14 protein-coding genes and 1 pseudogene are annotated in these 14,762 nt (G+C 70.8%); 9 read left to right on the top strand and 6 right to left on the bottom strand.

The window, feature by feature from the left end:
• The first annotated feature begins 145 nt into the window (after positions 1-145).
• The 3 genes from AC5WRT_RS28970 (at position 146) to AC5WRT_RS28960 (ending at position 3,748) form a co-directional block, all read left to right on the top strand.
• Positions 146-1,972 carry an acyl-CoA dehydrogenase gene (locus AC5WRT_RS28970; protein ID WP_496092268.1) on the top strand — a complete coding sequence of 609 codons (1,827 nt, stop codon included), beginning with the start codon at positions 146-148 and terminating at the stop codon, positions 1,970-1,972.
• 73 nt (positions 1,973-2,045) lie between these two features.
• Positions 2,046-3,344, top strand: a complete 1,299-nt coding sequence (locus tag AC5WRT_RS28965) for a M18 family aminopeptidase (RefSeq protein WP_496092267.1) — start codon at positions 2,046-2,048, stop codon at positions 3,342-3,344.
• A 149-nt stretch (positions 3,345-3,493) separates the two neighbouring features.
• Positions 3,494-3,748, top strand: a complete 255-nt coding sequence (locus AC5WRT_RS28960; protein ID WP_496092266.1) for a hypothetical protein — start codon at positions 3,494-3,496, stop codon at positions 3,746-3,748.
• A gap of 31 nt (positions 3,749-3,779) precedes the next feature.
• Here AC5WRT_RS28960 and AC5WRT_RS28955 read toward each other — a convergent pair whose 3' ends face one another.
• Together AC5WRT_RS28955 and AC5WRT_RS28950 are read right to left on the bottom strand one after the other, a co-directional pair.
• Positions 3,780-5,591: an NHL domain-containing thioredoxin family protein gene (locus AC5WRT_RS28955; protein WP_496100761.1), complete on the bottom strand. Its 1,812-nt coding sequence runs from the start codon at positions 5,589-5,591 to the stop codon at positions 3,780-3,782.
• Positions 5,592-5,666: 75 nt separating this feature from the next.
• Positions 5,667-6,074, bottom strand: a complete 408-nt coding sequence (locus AC5WRT_RS28950; RefSeq protein WP_496092264.1) for a cupin domain-containing protein — start codon at positions 6,072-6,074, stop codon at positions 5,667-5,669.
• 52 nt (positions 6,075-6,126) lie between these two features.
• On the opposite strand from AC5WRT_RS28950, the gene AC5WRT_RS28945 reads away from it, so the two are divergent.
• Both AC5WRT_RS28945 and AC5WRT_RS28940 read left to right on the top strand, forming a co-directional pair.
• Positions 6,127-7,128, top strand: coding sequence for a GlxA family transcriptional regulator (locus tag AC5WRT_RS28945; protein WP_496092263.1), 1,002 nt, complete (start codon positions 6,127-6,129; stop codon positions 7,126-7,128).
• A gap of 31 nt (positions 7,129-7,159) precedes the next feature.
• A complete protein-coding gene (locus AC5WRT_RS28940; protein WP_496092262.1) occupies positions 7,160-7,654 on the top strand; it encodes an LURP-one-related/scramblase family protein in 495 nt (164 codons plus the stop codon).
• An 85-nt stretch (positions 7,655-7,739) separates the two neighbouring features.
• On the opposite strand, the gene AC5WRT_RS28935 is transcribed toward AC5WRT_RS28940, so the two are convergent.
• Positions 7,740-8,534 carry a carbon-nitrogen family hydrolase gene (locus tag AC5WRT_RS28935; RefSeq protein ID WP_496092261.1) on the bottom strand — a complete coding sequence of 265 codons (795 nt, stop codon included), beginning with the start codon at positions 8,532-8,534 and terminating at the stop codon, positions 7,740-7,742.
• Between the two features lie 179 nt (positions 8,535-8,713).
• Here AC5WRT_RS28935 and AC5WRT_RS28930 point away from each other — a divergent pair, with 179 nt between their 5' ends.
• On the top strand, positions 8,714-9,538 hold the full coding sequence (locus AC5WRT_RS28930) for a maleylpyruvate isomerase family mycothiol-dependent enzyme (protein ID WP_496100760.1): 825 nt from the start codon (positions 8,714-8,716) through the stop codon (positions 9,536-9,538).
• A gap of 166 nt (positions 9,539-9,704) precedes the next feature.
• Here the strand turns inward: AC5WRT_RS28930 and AC5WRT_RS28925 are convergent, their stop codons facing one another.
• Entirely contained in the window at positions 9,705-11,015 is a 1,311-nt protein-coding gene (locus tag AC5WRT_RS28925) for an MFS transporter (RefSeq protein WP_496092259.1), read from the bottom strand.
• Positions 11,012-11,686 (bottom strand): GntR family transcriptional regulator, encoded by a 675-nt coding sequence (locus tag AC5WRT_RS28920; RefSeq protein ID WP_496092258.1) that lies wholly within the window; start codon positions 11,684-11,686, stop codon positions 11,012-11,014. The genes AC5WRT_RS28925 and AC5WRT_RS28920 overlap by 4 nt, the downstream gene beginning before the upstream one ends.
• Positions 11,687-11,898: 212 nt before the next feature.
• On the opposite strand from AC5WRT_RS28920, the gene AC5WRT_RS28915 reads away from it, so the two are divergent.
• The 3 genes from AC5WRT_RS28915 (at position 11,899) to AC5WRT_RS28905 (ending at position 14,364) form a co-directional block, all read left to right on the top strand.
• Complete coding sequence (locus AC5WRT_RS28915; protein ID WP_496092257.1) at positions 11,899-12,810, top strand: D-alanyl-D-alanine carboxypeptidase family protein; 912 nt, start codon at positions 11,899-11,901, stop codon at positions 12,808-12,810.
• A gap of 121 nt (positions 12,811-12,931) precedes the next feature.
• Positions 12,932-13,282: a GntR family transcriptional regulator gene (locus tag AC5WRT_RS28910; protein WP_496100759.1), complete on the top strand. Its 351-nt coding sequence runs from the start codon at positions 12,932-12,934 to the stop codon at positions 13,280-13,282.
• A complete protein-coding gene (locus AC5WRT_RS28905; protein ID WP_496092255.1) occupies positions 13,279-14,364 on the top strand; it encodes a DUF1648 domain-containing protein in 1,086 nt (361 codons plus the stop codon). The genes AC5WRT_RS28910 and AC5WRT_RS28905 overlap by 4 nt, the downstream gene beginning before the upstream one ends.
• 109 nt (positions 14,365-14,473) lie before the next feature.
• On the opposite strand, the pseudogene AC5WRT_RS28900 reads toward AC5WRT_RS28905, so the two are convergent.
• Positions 14,474-14,762: pseudogene (locus tag AC5WRT_RS28900) on the bottom strand (hypothetical protein); the annotation flags it as partial.

Below are 14,762 nucleotides of genomic sequence, written 5' to 3'. Positions count from 1 at the left end.
GCACGGAGGAGTAGACCCTTCTCACACTTGCGCGGGCGGGGCTTGCTTCTTATTACCGACGGGTAGCATCATCGTGGCCACTTGTTGGTACGTGAACTAGGTGCGAGGAGTCAGTGCCTCGCCGACCCTCTACGGAGCCGTGACCATGGGGCACTACAAGGCGAATCTCCGCGACATCGAGTTCAACCTCTTCGAAGTACTGGGGCGCGACAAGGTGTACGGCACCGGCCCGTTCGAGGAGATGGACGTCGACACCGCGAAGAGCATCCTGGAGGAGATGACCCGCCTCTCGGAGAACGAGCTGGCCGAGTCCTTCGCCGACGCCGACCGCAACCCGCCCGTCTTCGACCCGGAGACCAACACCGCGCCGGTCCCGGCGTCCTTCAAGAAGAGCTACCAGGCCTTCATGGACTCCGAGTACTGGCGGCTCGGCCTGCCCGAGGAGATCGGCGGCACCACCTCGCCGCGCTCCCTGATCTGGGCCTACGCCGAGCTGATCCTGGGCGCCAACCCGGCCGTGTGGATGTACTCCTCCGGCCCCGCGTTCGCCGGCATCCTCTTCGAGGAGGGCAACGAGGCCCAGAAGCACATAGCGAAGATCGCCGTGGACAGGCAGTGGGGTTCCACCATGGTGCTCACCGAGCCCGACGCGGGCTCCGACGTGGGCGCCGGCCGCACCAAGGCGATCCAGCAGGAGGACGGCTCCTGGCACATCGAGGGCGTGAAGCGCTTCATCACCTCGGGTGAGCACGACATGTCGGAGAACATCCTCCACTACGTGCTCGCGCGTCCCGAGGGCGCCGGCCCGGGCACCAAGGGCCTGTCCCTCTTCCTCGTGCCGAAGTACCTGTTCGACTTCGAGACCGGCGAACTGGGCGAGCGCAACGGCGTCTACGCCACCAACGTCGAGCACAAGATGGGCCTGAAGGCGTCCAACACCTGCGAGATGACCTTCGGCGACAAGCACCCCGCCAAGGGCTGGCTCATCGGCGACAAGCACGACGGCATCCGCCAGATGTTCCGCATCATCGAGTTCGCCCGCATGATGGTCGGCACGAAGGCGATCTCCACGCTGTCCACCGGCTACCTGAACGCGCTGGAGTACGCCAAGGAGCGCGTCCAGGGTCCCGACCTGGCGAACTTCATGGACAAGACCGCGCCGAAGGTCACCATCACCCACCACCCGGACGTGCGCCGCTCGCTGATGACGCAGAAGGCGTACGCCGAGGGCATGCGCGCCCTGGTGATGTACACCGCCTCGGTCCAGGACGCGATCCAGATCAAGGAGGCCGCCGGCGAGGACGCCTCCGCCGAGCACGCGCTGAACGACCTGCTGCTGCCGATCGTCAAGGGCTACGGCTCCGAGAAGGGCTACGAGCAGCTCGCCCAGTCGCTGCAGACCTTCGGCGGCTCCGGCTTCCTGCAGGAGTACCCGATCGAGCAGTACATCCGGGACTCCAAGATCGACACCCTGTACGAGGGCACCACCGCGATCCAGGGCCAGGACTTCTTCTTCCGGAAGATCGTCCGCAACCAGGGTGCCGCGCTGAACTCCCTCGCCGAGGACATCAAGAAGTTCCTGGCGCTCGGCACCGGGGGCGAGGAGCTGGCCGGCGCCCGCGAGCACCTGGCGAAGGCGGCCGTGGAGCTGGAGGCGATCGTCGGCCTGATGCTGACCGACCTCGCCGCCACCGAGCAGGACACCAAGAACATCTACAAGGTGGGCCTGAACACCACCCGCCTGCTCATGGCCTCCGGTGACGTCGTCGTCGGCTACCTGCTGCTCAAGGGCGCCGCGGTCGCCGCCGAGAAGCTGGCCACGGCCTCCGCCAAGGACAAGGTGTTCTACACCGGCAAGATCGCCGCGGCGAAGTTCTTCGCGGCGAACGTCCTGCCGGGCGTCACCCTCGCCCGCAAGGTCGCCTCCGGTGTGGAGCTCGACCTGATGGAGCTGGACGAGGCCGCGTTCTAGAGCCCTGTAGATACCCTGTGCGGGCCCGCTCCCTTTCCGGGAGCGGGCCCGTGCACGTCGTTAAGGTGAATCCATGAGCGCACCAGTCCGCTTCGACCGCGGCCACACCGACGACCTGATGTCCTTCCTCGCGGCCGGTCCGACGCCGTACCACGCCGTGGCGGCCGCCGCCGAACGGCTGGAGAAGGCCGGCTTCCGGCAGGTCGCCGAGACGGACGCCTGGGACGGCACCAAGGGCGGCAAGTACGTGCTGCGCGGCGGCGCGATCATCGCCTGGTACGTCCCCGAGGGCGCCGAGGCGCACACCCCGTTCCACATCATCGGCGCCCACACCGACTCCCCGAACCTGAGGATCAAGCCGCGCCCGGACAGCGGGGCGCACGGCTGGCGGCAGGTCGCCGTCGAGATCTACGGCGGCCCGCTGATGAACTCCTGGCTGGACCGCGACCTGGGCCTGGCAGGCCGGCTGAGCCTGCGTGACGGCTCCACGGTCCTGGTGAACGTGGACCGGCCGCTGCTGCGCGTCCCCCAACTCGCCATCCACCTGGACCGTTCGGTCAGCAGCGAGGGTCTCAAGCTCGACAAGCAGCGCCATCTGCAGCCGGTCTGGGGCCTCGGCGACGACGTCAGCGACGGCGACCTGATCGCCTTCCTGGAGCAGGAGGCCGGGCTCGCGGCCGGCTCGGTCACCGGCTGGGACCTGATGACGCACCCCGTGGACGCCCCCGCCTACCTCGGCCGGGACCGGGAACTGCTCGCCGGCCCGCGGATGGACAACCTGCTGTCGGTGCACGCGGGCACGGCCGCGCTGGCCGCCGTCGCCGGCTCCGGCGCCCGGCTCACCTGCATCCCCGTGCTGGCCGCCTTCGACCACGAGGAGAACGGCTCCCAGTCCGACACCGGTGCCGACGGCCCGCTGCTCGGCACGGTGCTGGAGCGCTCGGTCCTCGCCCGCGGCGGCTCCTTCGAGGACCGGGCGCGCGCCTTCGCCGGCACGGTCTGCCTGTCCTCCGACACGGGCCACGCCGTCCACCCCAACTACGCGGAGCGGCACGACCCGACGCACCACCCGCGGGTCAACGGCGGCCCGATCCTCAAGGTCAACGTCAACAACCGCTATGCGACGGACGGTTCGGGCCGCGCGGTGTTCGCCGCCGCCTGCGAGCGGGCGGGCGTGCCGTTCCAGTCCTTCGTCTCCAACAACTCCATGCCGTGCGGCACCACGATCGGCCCCATCACCGCGGCCCGGCACGGCATCAGGACCGTGGACATCGGCGTGGCGATCCTGTCGATGCACAGCGTGCGTGAACTGTGCGGTGCCGACGACCCGTTCCTGCTGGCCAACGCCCTGACTGCCTTTCTGGAGGGCTGATCGGGAGAACGCCGACGGCTAGGGCGACGTTCGCACCGTCACGACGCTCCTTGACGGGCAGACGTTGCCTGCCGGGGCACTAGTCGGGGCCCGGCCGGGTACCCGGAGGGCACCGGAGATTCCGGAACCGAAAGGGGAGGCGACTTCTCATGGGGCTCGGAGGGTGCATCATCCTCATCGCCGTGGGGGCCATCCTCACGTTCGCGACCAACTGGCACATGCGCGGCGTCAACCTCGACGTCGTGGGCGTGATTCTGATGGCCGTGGGCCTGATCGGCGTCGCGACGTTCAGCGGTATCGCGCGGCGCCGGCGGGTCGTGGTCCCGCCGACACCGGTCGTGGAGGAGGAACCGCACCACCATCACCACCACGTCGACGGCTACAGCGACGGCTACGGCGTCTGAGGACAGCGGGGGATCCGGTGGAACTGCCCGCCTACTCCTGGTCCATCCCGGCCAGGACGAGTGGCAGGCGGTGCGCGCCGCCCGCTGTGAGGCGGACCGGGACGCCCCAGTCCTGCTGGTGGACGTGGCACGCCGGGTACTCTCCCCCGGCCGGGTCGTCGTCGCAGCTCGCCGCCATGGCGGAGACGTGCAGGACGCCCTCCGTGATCTTCGGGTTCAGCTCCAGGACGCGGGAGAGGTCCGTGCCCGCGCCCTCGCCCCCGACCAGCAGCGCGGGCGGGGTGGAGGAGACCAGGAGGCGGGTGGCGGGACCGTACCGGGTGTCCAGTTTCTGGCCGGCCGGTGCCTGGAAGACGACGTCCAGCCGGAGTCTGCCGGGGGCGACCTCGGTCGCCGCCCGCCGGGTGCGGTGGGCGACCGCCTCCACCCGCACCGCCTCCTCGGGCAGCCGCAGCCGGGTCAGCCGGTGCCGGGCCGACTCGACCACCACGATGTCCTCGCCCACGAGCACGGCGTCGCCGGGCTCGCGCAGATCCGTGGCCAGCGTGGTGACCTCACCGGTCGCCGGATCGTAGCGCCGCAGGGCGTGGTTGTAGGTGTCGGCGACCGCCACCGAGCCGTCGGGGAGGGCCGTCACGCCCAGCGGATGCTGGAGCAGGGCCTGTTCGGCGGCGCCGTCCCGGTGCCCGAAGTCGAACAGACCGGTGCCGACCGCGGTGTGGACGTGCCCGTCCAGGTCCACCCAGCGCAGGGCGCTCGTCTCCGAGTCGGCCAGCCACAGCCGCTCGGCGGTCGCCGCGAGGCCGGAGGGCTGGGCGAACCAGGCCTCGGCACCGGGCCCGTCCACCAGACCCTCGTTGGTGGTGCCCGCCGCCACGCCGACCGTGCCCGTCCCGGGGTCGTACGTCCACAGCTGGTGGACGCCCGCCATCGCGATCCACACCTTGCCGTCGAACACCGCCACGTCCCACGGAGAGGAGAGGTCGACCTCCCGGGCCGGCCCGGAGGTGGCGGACCCCTGCCACCACTGCCGCCCGGTGCCGGCCAGGGTGCTCACCTCGCCGGAGAGCAGGTCGAGGCGGCGCAGGGCGTGGTTGACGGTGTCGGCCACCACCACCGCGCCGTCGTCGAGCAGGGCGAGCCCCTGCGGCTCGCTGAAGGACGCCTGCTCCGGGCCGCCGTCCGAGAAGCCGCGCGAACCGGAGCCGATGCGCCGTACGACGGTCTCGGCATCCTCGGCCAGCTCCACCAGCTGGTGCCGGGTGGTGTCGCTGACCAGGAAGTTCCCCGACGGCAGCAGTAGCGCCTTGCCCGGGAACCGCAGGGTCGTGGGCTCGGGCTCCGGCGGCACGTACGGTCCGTCCCCGCGCCGCAGCGTGCCCTTCGCCTCGTGCTCCGCCTCCAGCTCCTCGACCAGCCGCTCGATGGCGTGCGCGTGCCCCTCGCCCGCGTGCTGCGCGACGACGTACCCCTCGGGGTCGATCACCACCAGGGTCGGCCAGGCACGGACCGCGTACTGCTTCCAGGTGACGAGCTCCGGGTCGTCCAGCACCGGGTGCTCCACGCCGTAGCGCTCCACCGCGTCCACGACCGCCTGGTGCTCGGCCTCGTGCACGAACTTCGGCGAGTGCACCCCGATGATCACCACCGTGTCCCGGTGCTTCTCCTCCAGCTCGCGCAGCTCGTCCAGGACGTGCAGGCAGTTCACGCAACAAAATGTCCAGAAATCAACAATTACGATGCGCCCTCGGAGCTCGGCGAGACCGAGCTCCTTGTCACCGGTGTTGACCCAGCCACCCCTGCCGATCAGTTCGGGGGCGCGAACGCGTGCATGTCTTGCCATGATCCGGACCAACCACGCCCGGGTCCGGGCTATTCCTCGCGGCCCTCACCTGGGCAGGTAGTGAACGGATGCGTGTCACGTCAGCACGTGCCCGGTGGTCACGTCCACGTGGCCGGGCACCTCCTCGTGCCGGTCGCCGACCGAGAGGGTGCCGGTGGGCTCGAAGAGGAGGACTTCGGCGCGCTCGGCAGCGGAAGGCCTGTGATAGGTGCCCCGCGGGACGGTGAACACCGAGCCCCTGGTCAGCACGACGGTGCGCTCCCCGGCCGACTCGCGCAGACCCAGGTGCACCTCGCCGCCGAGGACCAGGAAGAACTCGTCGGTGTCCTCGTGCACGTGCCAGACGTGCTCGCCCTCGAACTTGGCGATCCGGACGTCGTAGTCGTTGACGACGGCGACGATACGCGGGCTCCAGCACTCGTCGAAGGAGGCGAGCGCCTTGTCCAGACAGATGGGTTGGCAGATGGGTTCCTCGGGTTCCATGCGCTCATCGTGCGGGGTTCCGGTACCACCGGACGAGTGCTAGGAATCGCATATGTCGCAAGGATCCTCTCAGCGACCACACCGGTCCGGGCCGCCGCACCGGGTCGTCGTGATCGTGGACGCGGGCACCAACCCCTTCGAGGTCGGCGTCGCCACCGAGCTGTTCGGACTGCCCAGGCCCGAACTGGGGCTTCCGGGTCCGCTGTACGCCGTGACGCTGTGCGCGCCCGCCCCGCGCACCCGGATGAACCACGGCTTCTTCACGATGACCGGCGTACCCGGCCTGGAGGCGGTGGACGACGCCGACACCCTGGTCGTACCGGGACGCCCCGACAACGTCGTGCCGCGCGGTGCCGACGTCCTGGATGCCGTCCGGCGCACGCACGCGCGCGGGGCGCGCATCGTCAGCTTCTGCACGGGCAGTTTCGCCCTCGCCGAGGCGGGGCTGCTGGACGGGCGCCGGGCCACCACCCACTGGATGTGGGCGGACACCTTCCGGGACCTGCATCCCAAGGTGCTGCTGGAGCCGGACGTGCTCTTCGTCGACGAGGGCGACGTCCTCACCGCCGCCGGCAGCGCGGCCGCGCTCGACCTCGGGCTGCACATCTGGCGCCGCGACCACGGCGCCGAACTCGCCAACGCCGTCTCCCGGCGCCTGGTCTTCGCCGCCCACCGCGACGGCGGCCAGCGGCAGTTCGTGGAGCGGCCGGTGCCCGACGTACCCGACGAGTCGCTCGGCCCCCTGCTGGCCTGGGCGCAGGAACGGCTGGACGAGCCGATGACGGTGGCGGATCTCGCCGCCCGCGCGGCCGTCAGTCCCGCCACCCTGCACCGGCGCTTCCGTGCCCAGCTCGGCACGACCCCGCTGGCCTGGCTCACGACGGAGCGGGTGGCACTGGCCTGCCGGCTGATCGAGCGGGGCGAGGAGCGCCTGGACGTCGTCGCGGCCCGCAGCGGCCTGGGTACGACGGCCAACCTGCGGGCGCGGCTGCGCCGGGAGACGGGGCTCAGCCCGTCGGCGTACCGGAGGCGCTTCGGGCAGGGGGTGCCGTGATGACCGACGCGCGGCGGGGAACGGTACGCGCATGAGACTTCTCGTACACGACCGGCTGCTCGGCATCGGTGAGGACTACTGGATCCAGGACGAGCACGGCCGCAAGGTCTTCCTCGTCGACGGCAAGGCCATGCGGCTGCGGGACACCTTCCAGCTGAAGGACGCCCACGGGCGCGTGCTCATCGACATCCATCAGAAGATGTTCGCGCTGCGCGACACCATGGTGATCGAGCGGGACGGCGAGGGCCTGGCGACCATCAGGCGCAAACGCCTGTCCCTGCTGCGCCACCACTACCGGGTGACCCTGGTCGACGGCACCGAACTGGACGTCAGCGGCAGGATCCTCGACCACGAGTTCGCCATCGAGTACGACGGCGAACTCCTCGCCGTGATCTCCCGCCGCCGGCTCACCCTGCGCGACACCTATGGGATCGACATCGTGCGCGAGGACGCCGACCCGGCCCTGCTGATCGCGGTGGCGGTGTGCGTGATCCACCTGGCGCAGAAGGAACGGGAGGACGACTGACGGCGTTCGGCCGCCCGCCCGCTGGGTCCTGTCGTCGGACTCCCGCCTGCCCTGCGGGCGGACGACGGGAGTCCGACGACGGGGCCTAGCGCCGCGGGGGCTCCAGTCCCAGTACGCGGTCCTTCAGCGCCGGGAACTGCTCGCGGGTGGCCGTCACCTTCGAGGGGTCGAACTCGACGGTGAGAACCTCCTCGTCCGGGCCAGCCTCGGCGAGCACCTCACCCCACGGATCCACCACGATCGAACGACCCGCCTGGGGAACCCCCGCGTGGGTCCCGGCCGTCCCGCACGCGAGGACGAAGGCCTGGTTCTCCACCGCCCGCGCCTGAGCCAGCAGCGTCCAGTGCGCCCGTCGCCGCTCGGGCCAGCCCGCCGGGATCACCAGGGCCTCGGCGCCGGCGTCGACCAGGGCACGGAAGAGTTCGGGGAAACGGAGGTCGTAGCAGGTGGCCAGGCCGAGCGTGGTCCCGGGCAGCCGGACCGTCACCCGTTCCCGGCCGGCGCCCATCAGCACGGCCTCACCCTTGTCGAAGCCGAAGCGATGGATCTTGCGGTAGGCGGCGGCCAGTCCACCGGAGGGGGAGAAGACGAGAGAGGTGTTGTAGAGCGGCCCTTCGGGGTCCCGCTCGGGAATCGACCCGGCGTGCAGCCACACGCCCGCGTCGCTCGCCGCCTTGGCCATCGCCTCGTGCGTCGGCCCCTCCAGCGGCTCGGCCTCGCGCCCGAACTCCTCGTAGGCGAAGGCACCGGTGGTCCACAGTTCCGGCAGGACCACGAGGTCGGCACCGGCCTGATCCCGGACCAGTGCGGCCACCCGCTGCCGTCGGGAGTCGACCGATTCGTCCTCGTTCACAGCGATCTGGATCAGCGAGGCGCGCACACTACCACCGTCCTGGCATTCGAGTCGTCCACACAGGCCTACGATCGTCACACGAAAGCACTGCCGGGGTGCCTGCGGGCAGCGTAACTTAGCCTCCTAGACGCCCGCCGGAGTGCCGCCGCGCGCTGCCCACGCCGCCACAACCTGCCCGTGTACCGACCGCCGAGGGGTCCCGTTCCGTGAGTCTGCATCCCACCCTCCAGCCCTACGCCGACGCCTGGACGCACTCCATCGAAGCGATATCCGAGATGGTGCAGCCGCTCGTCGAGGGCGAGTGGAACCGGCGGACCCCCTGCCCGGGTTGGTCGGTCCGGGACATCGTGTCCCACATCATCGGCATGGACTGCGAGATGCTCGGCGACCCGCGCCCGATCCACTCCCTCCCCCGCGACCTCTTCCACGTCACGACCGAGCACCAGCGGTACATGGAGATGCAGGTCGACGTCCGCCGCCACCACACCGCGCCGGAGATGACGGCCGAACTGGAGTACACGGTCATCCGCCGCAACCGCCAGCTGCGCAACGAGTCCCGCGACCCCGGCACCACGGTGCGCGGCCCGCTCGGCACGGAGATCACGCTGGAACACGCCTACCGTGCCCGCGCCTTCGACGTGTGGGTGCACGAGCAGGACCTGCGCACGGCCCTCGGCCTCCCCGGCAACCTGGACTCGCCGGGTGCGTACGTGACCCGCGACGTCCTCCTGGACACGCTCCCCAAGGTCGTCGCCAAGGACGCGGGCGCCCCGCGCAGCTCGGCCATCGTCTTCGACGTGCACGGCCCGGTGGAGTTCCTGCGCACGGTCCGCGTCGACATCCAGGGCCGAGGCACCCTGGAAACCACCCCGGCCCTCGGCCCCGCCGCCACCCTCACCCTCGACTGGGAGACCTACGTGCGCCTCGCCTGTGGCCGCGTCTCCCCCGAGGCGGTGGCCGATCGCGTCAAGACGGAGGGTGACCCGGACCTGACGGCAGCGATCCTGGCGAACTTCACGGTGACGCCGTAGCGTCGCCGGGCACTACGGGGGACCCAGAACTCGGGGAGCCGTGCGCGAAGGCGCCGCGGGCGGCGGGTCGAGCGGAGGCCCCGCAGGCGCGAGCGGTCGGGACACGGACGCATCGGCGGTGGGGAGCCGGACGGCTGCTCGGGCGACTGGATGCCAGACAGGCCCCCTAGGCCGCCGGGACGTGCACCGTTTCCACCCGGCTCGCCACCAGCCGCTCGCGCTCACGCCGAGCCGCCCGCCCCCGCAACCGCAGGATCTGCGACACCCCGAGTGCCTGCAACACGAACACCGCCGAGAACGCGACGCCGTAGTCGTCCCCCGTGGCGTCCAGCAACACCCCGACCGCGAACAGCGTCGTCATCGAGGCGACGAAACCACCCATGTTGGTGATCCCCGACGCCGTCCCCTGCCGCTCGGGCGGATTCGCCGGCCGAGCGAAGTCGAACCCGATCATCGAGGCCGGCCCACAGGCACCCAGCACCGTGCACAGCACGACCAACAGCCACATCGGTGCGTGCGCCCCGGGGAAGGCCAGGGTCGACGCCCACAGGGCCGCCGTCGCCCCCACGGTCCCGAGCGCCAGCGGCAGTCGCGCCGCATGATGCCGGGCGACTATCTGACCGTAGACAAGACCGATGACCATGTTGGACAGCACGACCAGGGTGAGCAGTTCGCCGGCCGTGGCCCGGCTGAGCCCCTGCGCCTGCACCAGGAAGGGCAGGCCCCACAGCAGCAGGAACACCATCGCCGGGAACTGGGTGGTGAAGTGCACCCACAGTCCGAGCCGCGTCCCCGGCTCCCGCCAGGCCGCCGCGATCTGCCGACGGACGTACGCCGCGCCCTGGTGTGCGACGGGCTCGGGCTCGTACCCCTCGGGGTGGTCCTTGAGGAACAGCAGCGTCAGCACGAGGACGACGACACCCGCGAGCGCGCTGCCGGCGAACGCCCAGGTCCAGCCGACACCGTGCAGCAGCCGGGCCAGAACCAGCGTGGAGACCAGGTTGCCCGCCATGCCGGCCAGTCCCGCGAGCTGCGCGACCAGCGGCCCGCGCCGGGCCGGGAACCAGCGGGTGCCGAGCCGCAGCACGCTGATGAAGGTCATCGCGTCACCGCAGCCCAGCAGCGCACGCGAGGCGAGGGCGGTGCCGTAGGAGGGGGAGAAGGCGAATCCCAGCTGTCCGGCCGTGAACAGCACCGCCCCGATGCTCAGCACCTTCTTGGTGCCGAGCCGGTCGACGAGCAGGCCGACGGGTATCTGCATGCCGGCGTAGACCAGCAACTGGAGGATGGAGAACGTCGACAGGGCGGAGGCGTTCACATGGAAGCGGTCCGCCGCGTCCAGTCCCGCGACCCCCAGTGACGTACGGAAGATGACGGCGACGAAGTAGACGGCGACACCTGTACACCACACGGTGACGGCGCGTCGACCGCCCGGCGGATCACCCGGAAGGGTGAGGTTCCGTGCCGGAGCGCTCATCGGACCTCACCTCGCGCGAGGTGCTCGAACCAGCTCACATGCCGGTGCACGACCTCGACCGCCGCCTCCGCGTCCCCGGCACGCAGCGCCCGGAGGATCTCCTCGTGCTCGGCGAGCGTCTTGGCGATCCGGTCGGGGTGGGAGTGCATGACGGCGACCCCCATCCGCAGTTGCCGGTCACGCAGTTGGTCGTAGAGCCGGGACAGGATCTCGTTGCCGCCGCTGCGCACGATCTCGGCGTGGAAGCAGCGGTCGGTCACCGCGGCAGCCGCCAGATCACCGGCGGCGGCCTGCGCCTTCTGCTGCTCCAGCAGTTCGGTCAGCCGTTCGAGCAGTGCGGGCGGGGCGGGTACGGCCTTGCGCGCGGCGTGCTCCTCGACCAGCTGGCGAGTCTCCACCACGTCGGCGATCTCCTGCGCGGAGACCGGCAGAACCATCGCGCCCTTCTTCGGGTAGAGCCGGATCAGGCCCTCGACCTCCAGCCGCAGCAGCGCCTCGCGCACGGGGGTGCGCGAGACCCCGACGGCCTCGGCCAGCTCGCCCTCGGTGAGCAGGGTGCCGCCCTCGTAGCGGCGGTCGAGCACACCCTGCTTGACATGGGCGTACACGCGGTCGGCGGCGGGCGGGGGCTTGTCGTGCCGGCGGGCCGGCTGCTGTACGGCCGTCTTCATGGCTACAGCATAGATACAACACGTACGCATGCCACGGTGGCGTCCAGCATCCGGACGGGACGCGAACACGACGTCGAATGTGACGAAGATCGCACGCAGCAACCGCGCAACCTTCTGTGCTACTTACGTGTCCCAGACATGCGGCCGCTTGCTCTCGCCACCTCAACTCGGCCGCACATCAGGGGCATTCACGACTATCGGGGTACATCACTTTGATTACCGGCATTAAGGGCACCCGCAGCACCCGCGGCCGCAGAGCCGCCGCCGTCGCCGTCACCTCCGGCGCGCTGCTCGCGACCGGCGCCCTCACCGCAGCTCCCGCTCAGGCCGTCACCACGCCCTCGATCATCGCCAAGGGCGGCTACGCGATGAACAACGCGAGCGGTACGACGCTGTTCACCAAGGCAGCGGACACCCGCCGCTCCACCGGGTCAACCACCAAGATCATGACCGCCAAGGTCGTGCTCGCGCAGTCGAACCTCAACCTCGACAAGAAGGTGACGATCCAGAAGGCGTACAGCGACTACGTCGTCAAGAACAACGCCTCCCAGGCGCACCTGATCGTCGGTGACAAGGTCACCGTCCGCCAGCTGCTGTACGGCCTGATGCTGCCGTCCGGCTGCGACGCCGCCTACGCCCTCGCCGACACCTACGGCTCCGGCTCCACCCGCGCCGCGCGCGTGAGCAACTTCATCGGCAAGATGAACACCGCCGCGAAGAACCTGGGTCTGAAGAACACCCACTTCGACTCCTTCGACGGCATCGGCAACGGCAACAACTACTCGACCCCGCGCGACCTGACGAAAATCGCCGGCAGCGCGATGAAGAACTCCATGTTCCGCGCGATCGTCAAGACGAAGTCGTACACCGCCAAGACGATCACCAAGACGGGCAGCATCCGCACGATGGCCCCGTGGACCAACACCAACGGGCTGCTCAGCAGCTACAGCGGCACCATCGGCGTGAAGACGGGCTCCGGCCCGGAGGCCGGCTACTGCCTGGTCTTCGCCGCCACCCGCAACGGCAAGACCGTCATCGGCACCGTCCTCGCCTCCACCTCCATCCCGAACCGCGAGGCGGACGCGAAGAAGCTCCTCAACTACGGCTTCGCCAAGCTCGGCTGACACACCTCAGGCACTGAACGGGCCCGTCGCGCGAGCGGCGGGCCCGTGCGCGTGTGCGGGCCGGGCGGTCGCCGCCGATTGGGCACGTGATGAAACTTATGATGCTATTCTCATTGGCACCATGCTGCTGCGTCTGGACAAGACCGACACCCGCCCCCTGCACGAGCAGGTCGCGGCGGCGATCCGGCGGGCCATCGCCGAGGGCGAGTGCCGCGCAGGCGACCGGCTGCCCTCGGCCCGCGATCTCTCCACCACCCTGGACATCAACGTCAACACCGTCCTGCGCGGCCTGCGCGAACTGCGGGACGAGGGCTTGCTGGAGTTCCGTAGAGGCCGGGGCATCAGCGTCGCCGAAGGCGCGGCCCGGCACTCCGGACTGCAGATCAGGGTGCGGGAACTGATCGCGGATGCCTCCCGCCTCGGCTACAGCCGCACCGACCTCATCGAGATGATCCGGGGGACGATGACATGACCGACGGGCTCGAGGACGAGCACGACAGGCGCGGCGGGCACACGGACGAGCCTGGCGGCCACGGCGACGGTCCGGGCGGTGGACGCGACTCCGGGCGCGACGGAGCAGGCCGAAATGACCGGCGTAGCCGCACCGCGCGCTCGGGGGCGCTGGCCGGCACGGTGGCTGTCGCAGCGGTGCTCGCGGGCTCGCCCTGGGTCGCGCGCGACCGGCTGCCCGACCGGCTGGCCACCCACTGGAGCGGCGGCTCGGCCCCCGACGGCTCGATGCCGCTGTGGGCGGCCTGCCTGTTCCCGGCCGGCCTCTGGCTGCTGCTCGCCCTCGCGCTGAACGTGCGCTGGCGCCGCTCCTGGCCGGCCGCACGCCCCTGGCGGGCGATCGTGCTGGCGCCCACGGCGGCGGTGCTCATCGGCGCACAGGCCTCCGTCGTCCGCGCCAACCTCGACCGCACCGACTGGCACCAGGCCCGCCAGCCCGCCCTCTGGGTTGTCCTGGCCCTGTCTCTGGCCCTGGCGACGGTCGCGGGCGTCGTGGCCTGGCGGCTGAGCACCACCCGGACCGCGCCCATGCCCCCCGCCCCGTCCCCCGAGCTGCCGCTGCCCGAGGGTGAACGGCTGGTGTGGTTCTCCCGCGCGGCCAACCCCTGGCTGCAGCTGCTGGCCGCACTGACCGGCCTCATCGCCGTGGGCGCGCTGGTCACCCTGCTCCTCGGCCCGGCCGAACCCGCCGTGCTGTGGACGGTGTGCGCGGTCTGCGCCGCCACCTCGCTCGGTGGCGCCCTCTGCTCCTCGGTGCAGGCGAAGGTGTCGGAAGCGGGCCTGGAGGTGTCGTTCGGCCCGCTCGGCCGCCCGGCACGCCGTTGGCCCCTGGCCGCCATCGAGTCCGCCTGCGCCGAGCGCCGGCTGCCCTCCCAGGTCGGCGGCTGGGGCTACCGCCTCAGCGGCCTCGGCACCACGGTCATGCTCCGCGCGGGCGACTGCCTGGTCATACGCGCCCGGGGCCGCCGTACCGACTTCGCGGTGAGCGTGGACGACGCCGAACGCGGGGCGGCCCTGCTGAACGCGCTGCGGCACCGGGGCTGAGCCGGGCACGCACGCACAGGGCACGGCAACGGCCGGACGGCGACCCGGGACACGGCCGACCCCGCACCCGTCGGCCGGCTCTCCTGCTGTCCGGCGAGATCGGTCCGCGTCAGTGCGACAGTCTCCCTCCGTTCCGCGTCTCGTCGTCATTCCGCGCGGGCAGGCGGTCGTAGGGCTTGAAGGTGTACGAGGCGTCGTAGGACAACAGGTTGCCTTCGGCCGCCGGCAGACCGAGGCGTCGGTTGAGGGGGCCGGCGAGCGGTCCGCAGTGTTCGGCGGCCGGGACGGTGAAGGCGTCGTCGTAGGCCGAGAACTCGATCACCGGAGGGTCCTGGGAGACCCACGTGGAGGGGCCGGAGCGCTTCAGCTGGAAGTCGACCGGTTCGTTTGCGCCTAGG

The sequence above is a fragment of the Streptomyces sp. NTD91 genome, from assembly GCF_059510455.1.
Note: the sequence above shows the minus strand (reverse complement) of the source record. Positions and strands in the feature narration are given on the sequence as shown.

Bases quoted from the DNA above. Each gene is read 5' to 3' on its own strand.
- AC5WRT_RS28920 (WP_496092258.1), bottom strand. From the start codon at position 11,686: ATGAAGACGGCCGTACAGCAGCCGGCCCGCCGGCACGACAAGCCCCCG.
- AC5WRT_RS28940 (WP_496092262.1), top strand. From the start codon at position 7,160: ATGAGACTTCTCGTACACGACCGGCTGCTCGGCATCGGTGAGGACTAC.
- AC5WRT_RS28955 (WP_496100761.1), bottom strand. From the start codon at position 5,591: ATGGCAAGACATGCACGCGTTCGCGCCCCCGAACTGATCGGCAGGGGT.
- AC5WRT_RS28970 (WP_496092268.1), top strand. From the start codon at position 146: ATGGGGCACTACAAGGCGAATCTCCGCGACATCGAGTTCAACCTCTTC.
- AC5WRT_RS28910 (WP_496100759.1), top strand. From the start codon at position 12,932: ATGCTGCTGCGTCTGGACAAGACCGACACCCGCCCCCTGCACGAGCAG.
- AC5WRT_RS28925 (WP_496092259.1), bottom strand. From the start codon at position 11,015: ATGAGCGCTCCGGCACGGAACCTCACCCTTCCGGGTGATCCGCCGGGC.
- AC5WRT_RS28950 (WP_496092264.1), bottom strand. From the start codon at position 6,074: ATGGAACCCGAGGAACCCATCTGCCAACCCATCTGTCTGGACAAGGCG.
- AC5WRT_RS28965 (WP_496092267.1), top strand. From the start codon at position 2,046: ATGAGCGCACCAGTCCGCTTCGACCGCGGCCACACCGACGACCTGATG.
- AC5WRT_RS28905 (WP_496092255.1), top strand. From the start codon at position 13,279: ATGACCGACGGGCTCGAGGACGAGCACGACAGGCGCGGCGGGCACACG.
- AC5WRT_RS28945 (WP_496092263.1), top strand. From the start codon at position 6,127: ATGTCGCAAGGATCCTCTCAGCGACCACACCGGTCCGGGCCGCCGCAC.
- AC5WRT_RS28960 (WP_496092266.1), top strand. From the start codon at position 3,494: ATGGGGCTCGGAGGGTGCATCATCCTCATCGCCGTGGGGGCCATCCTC.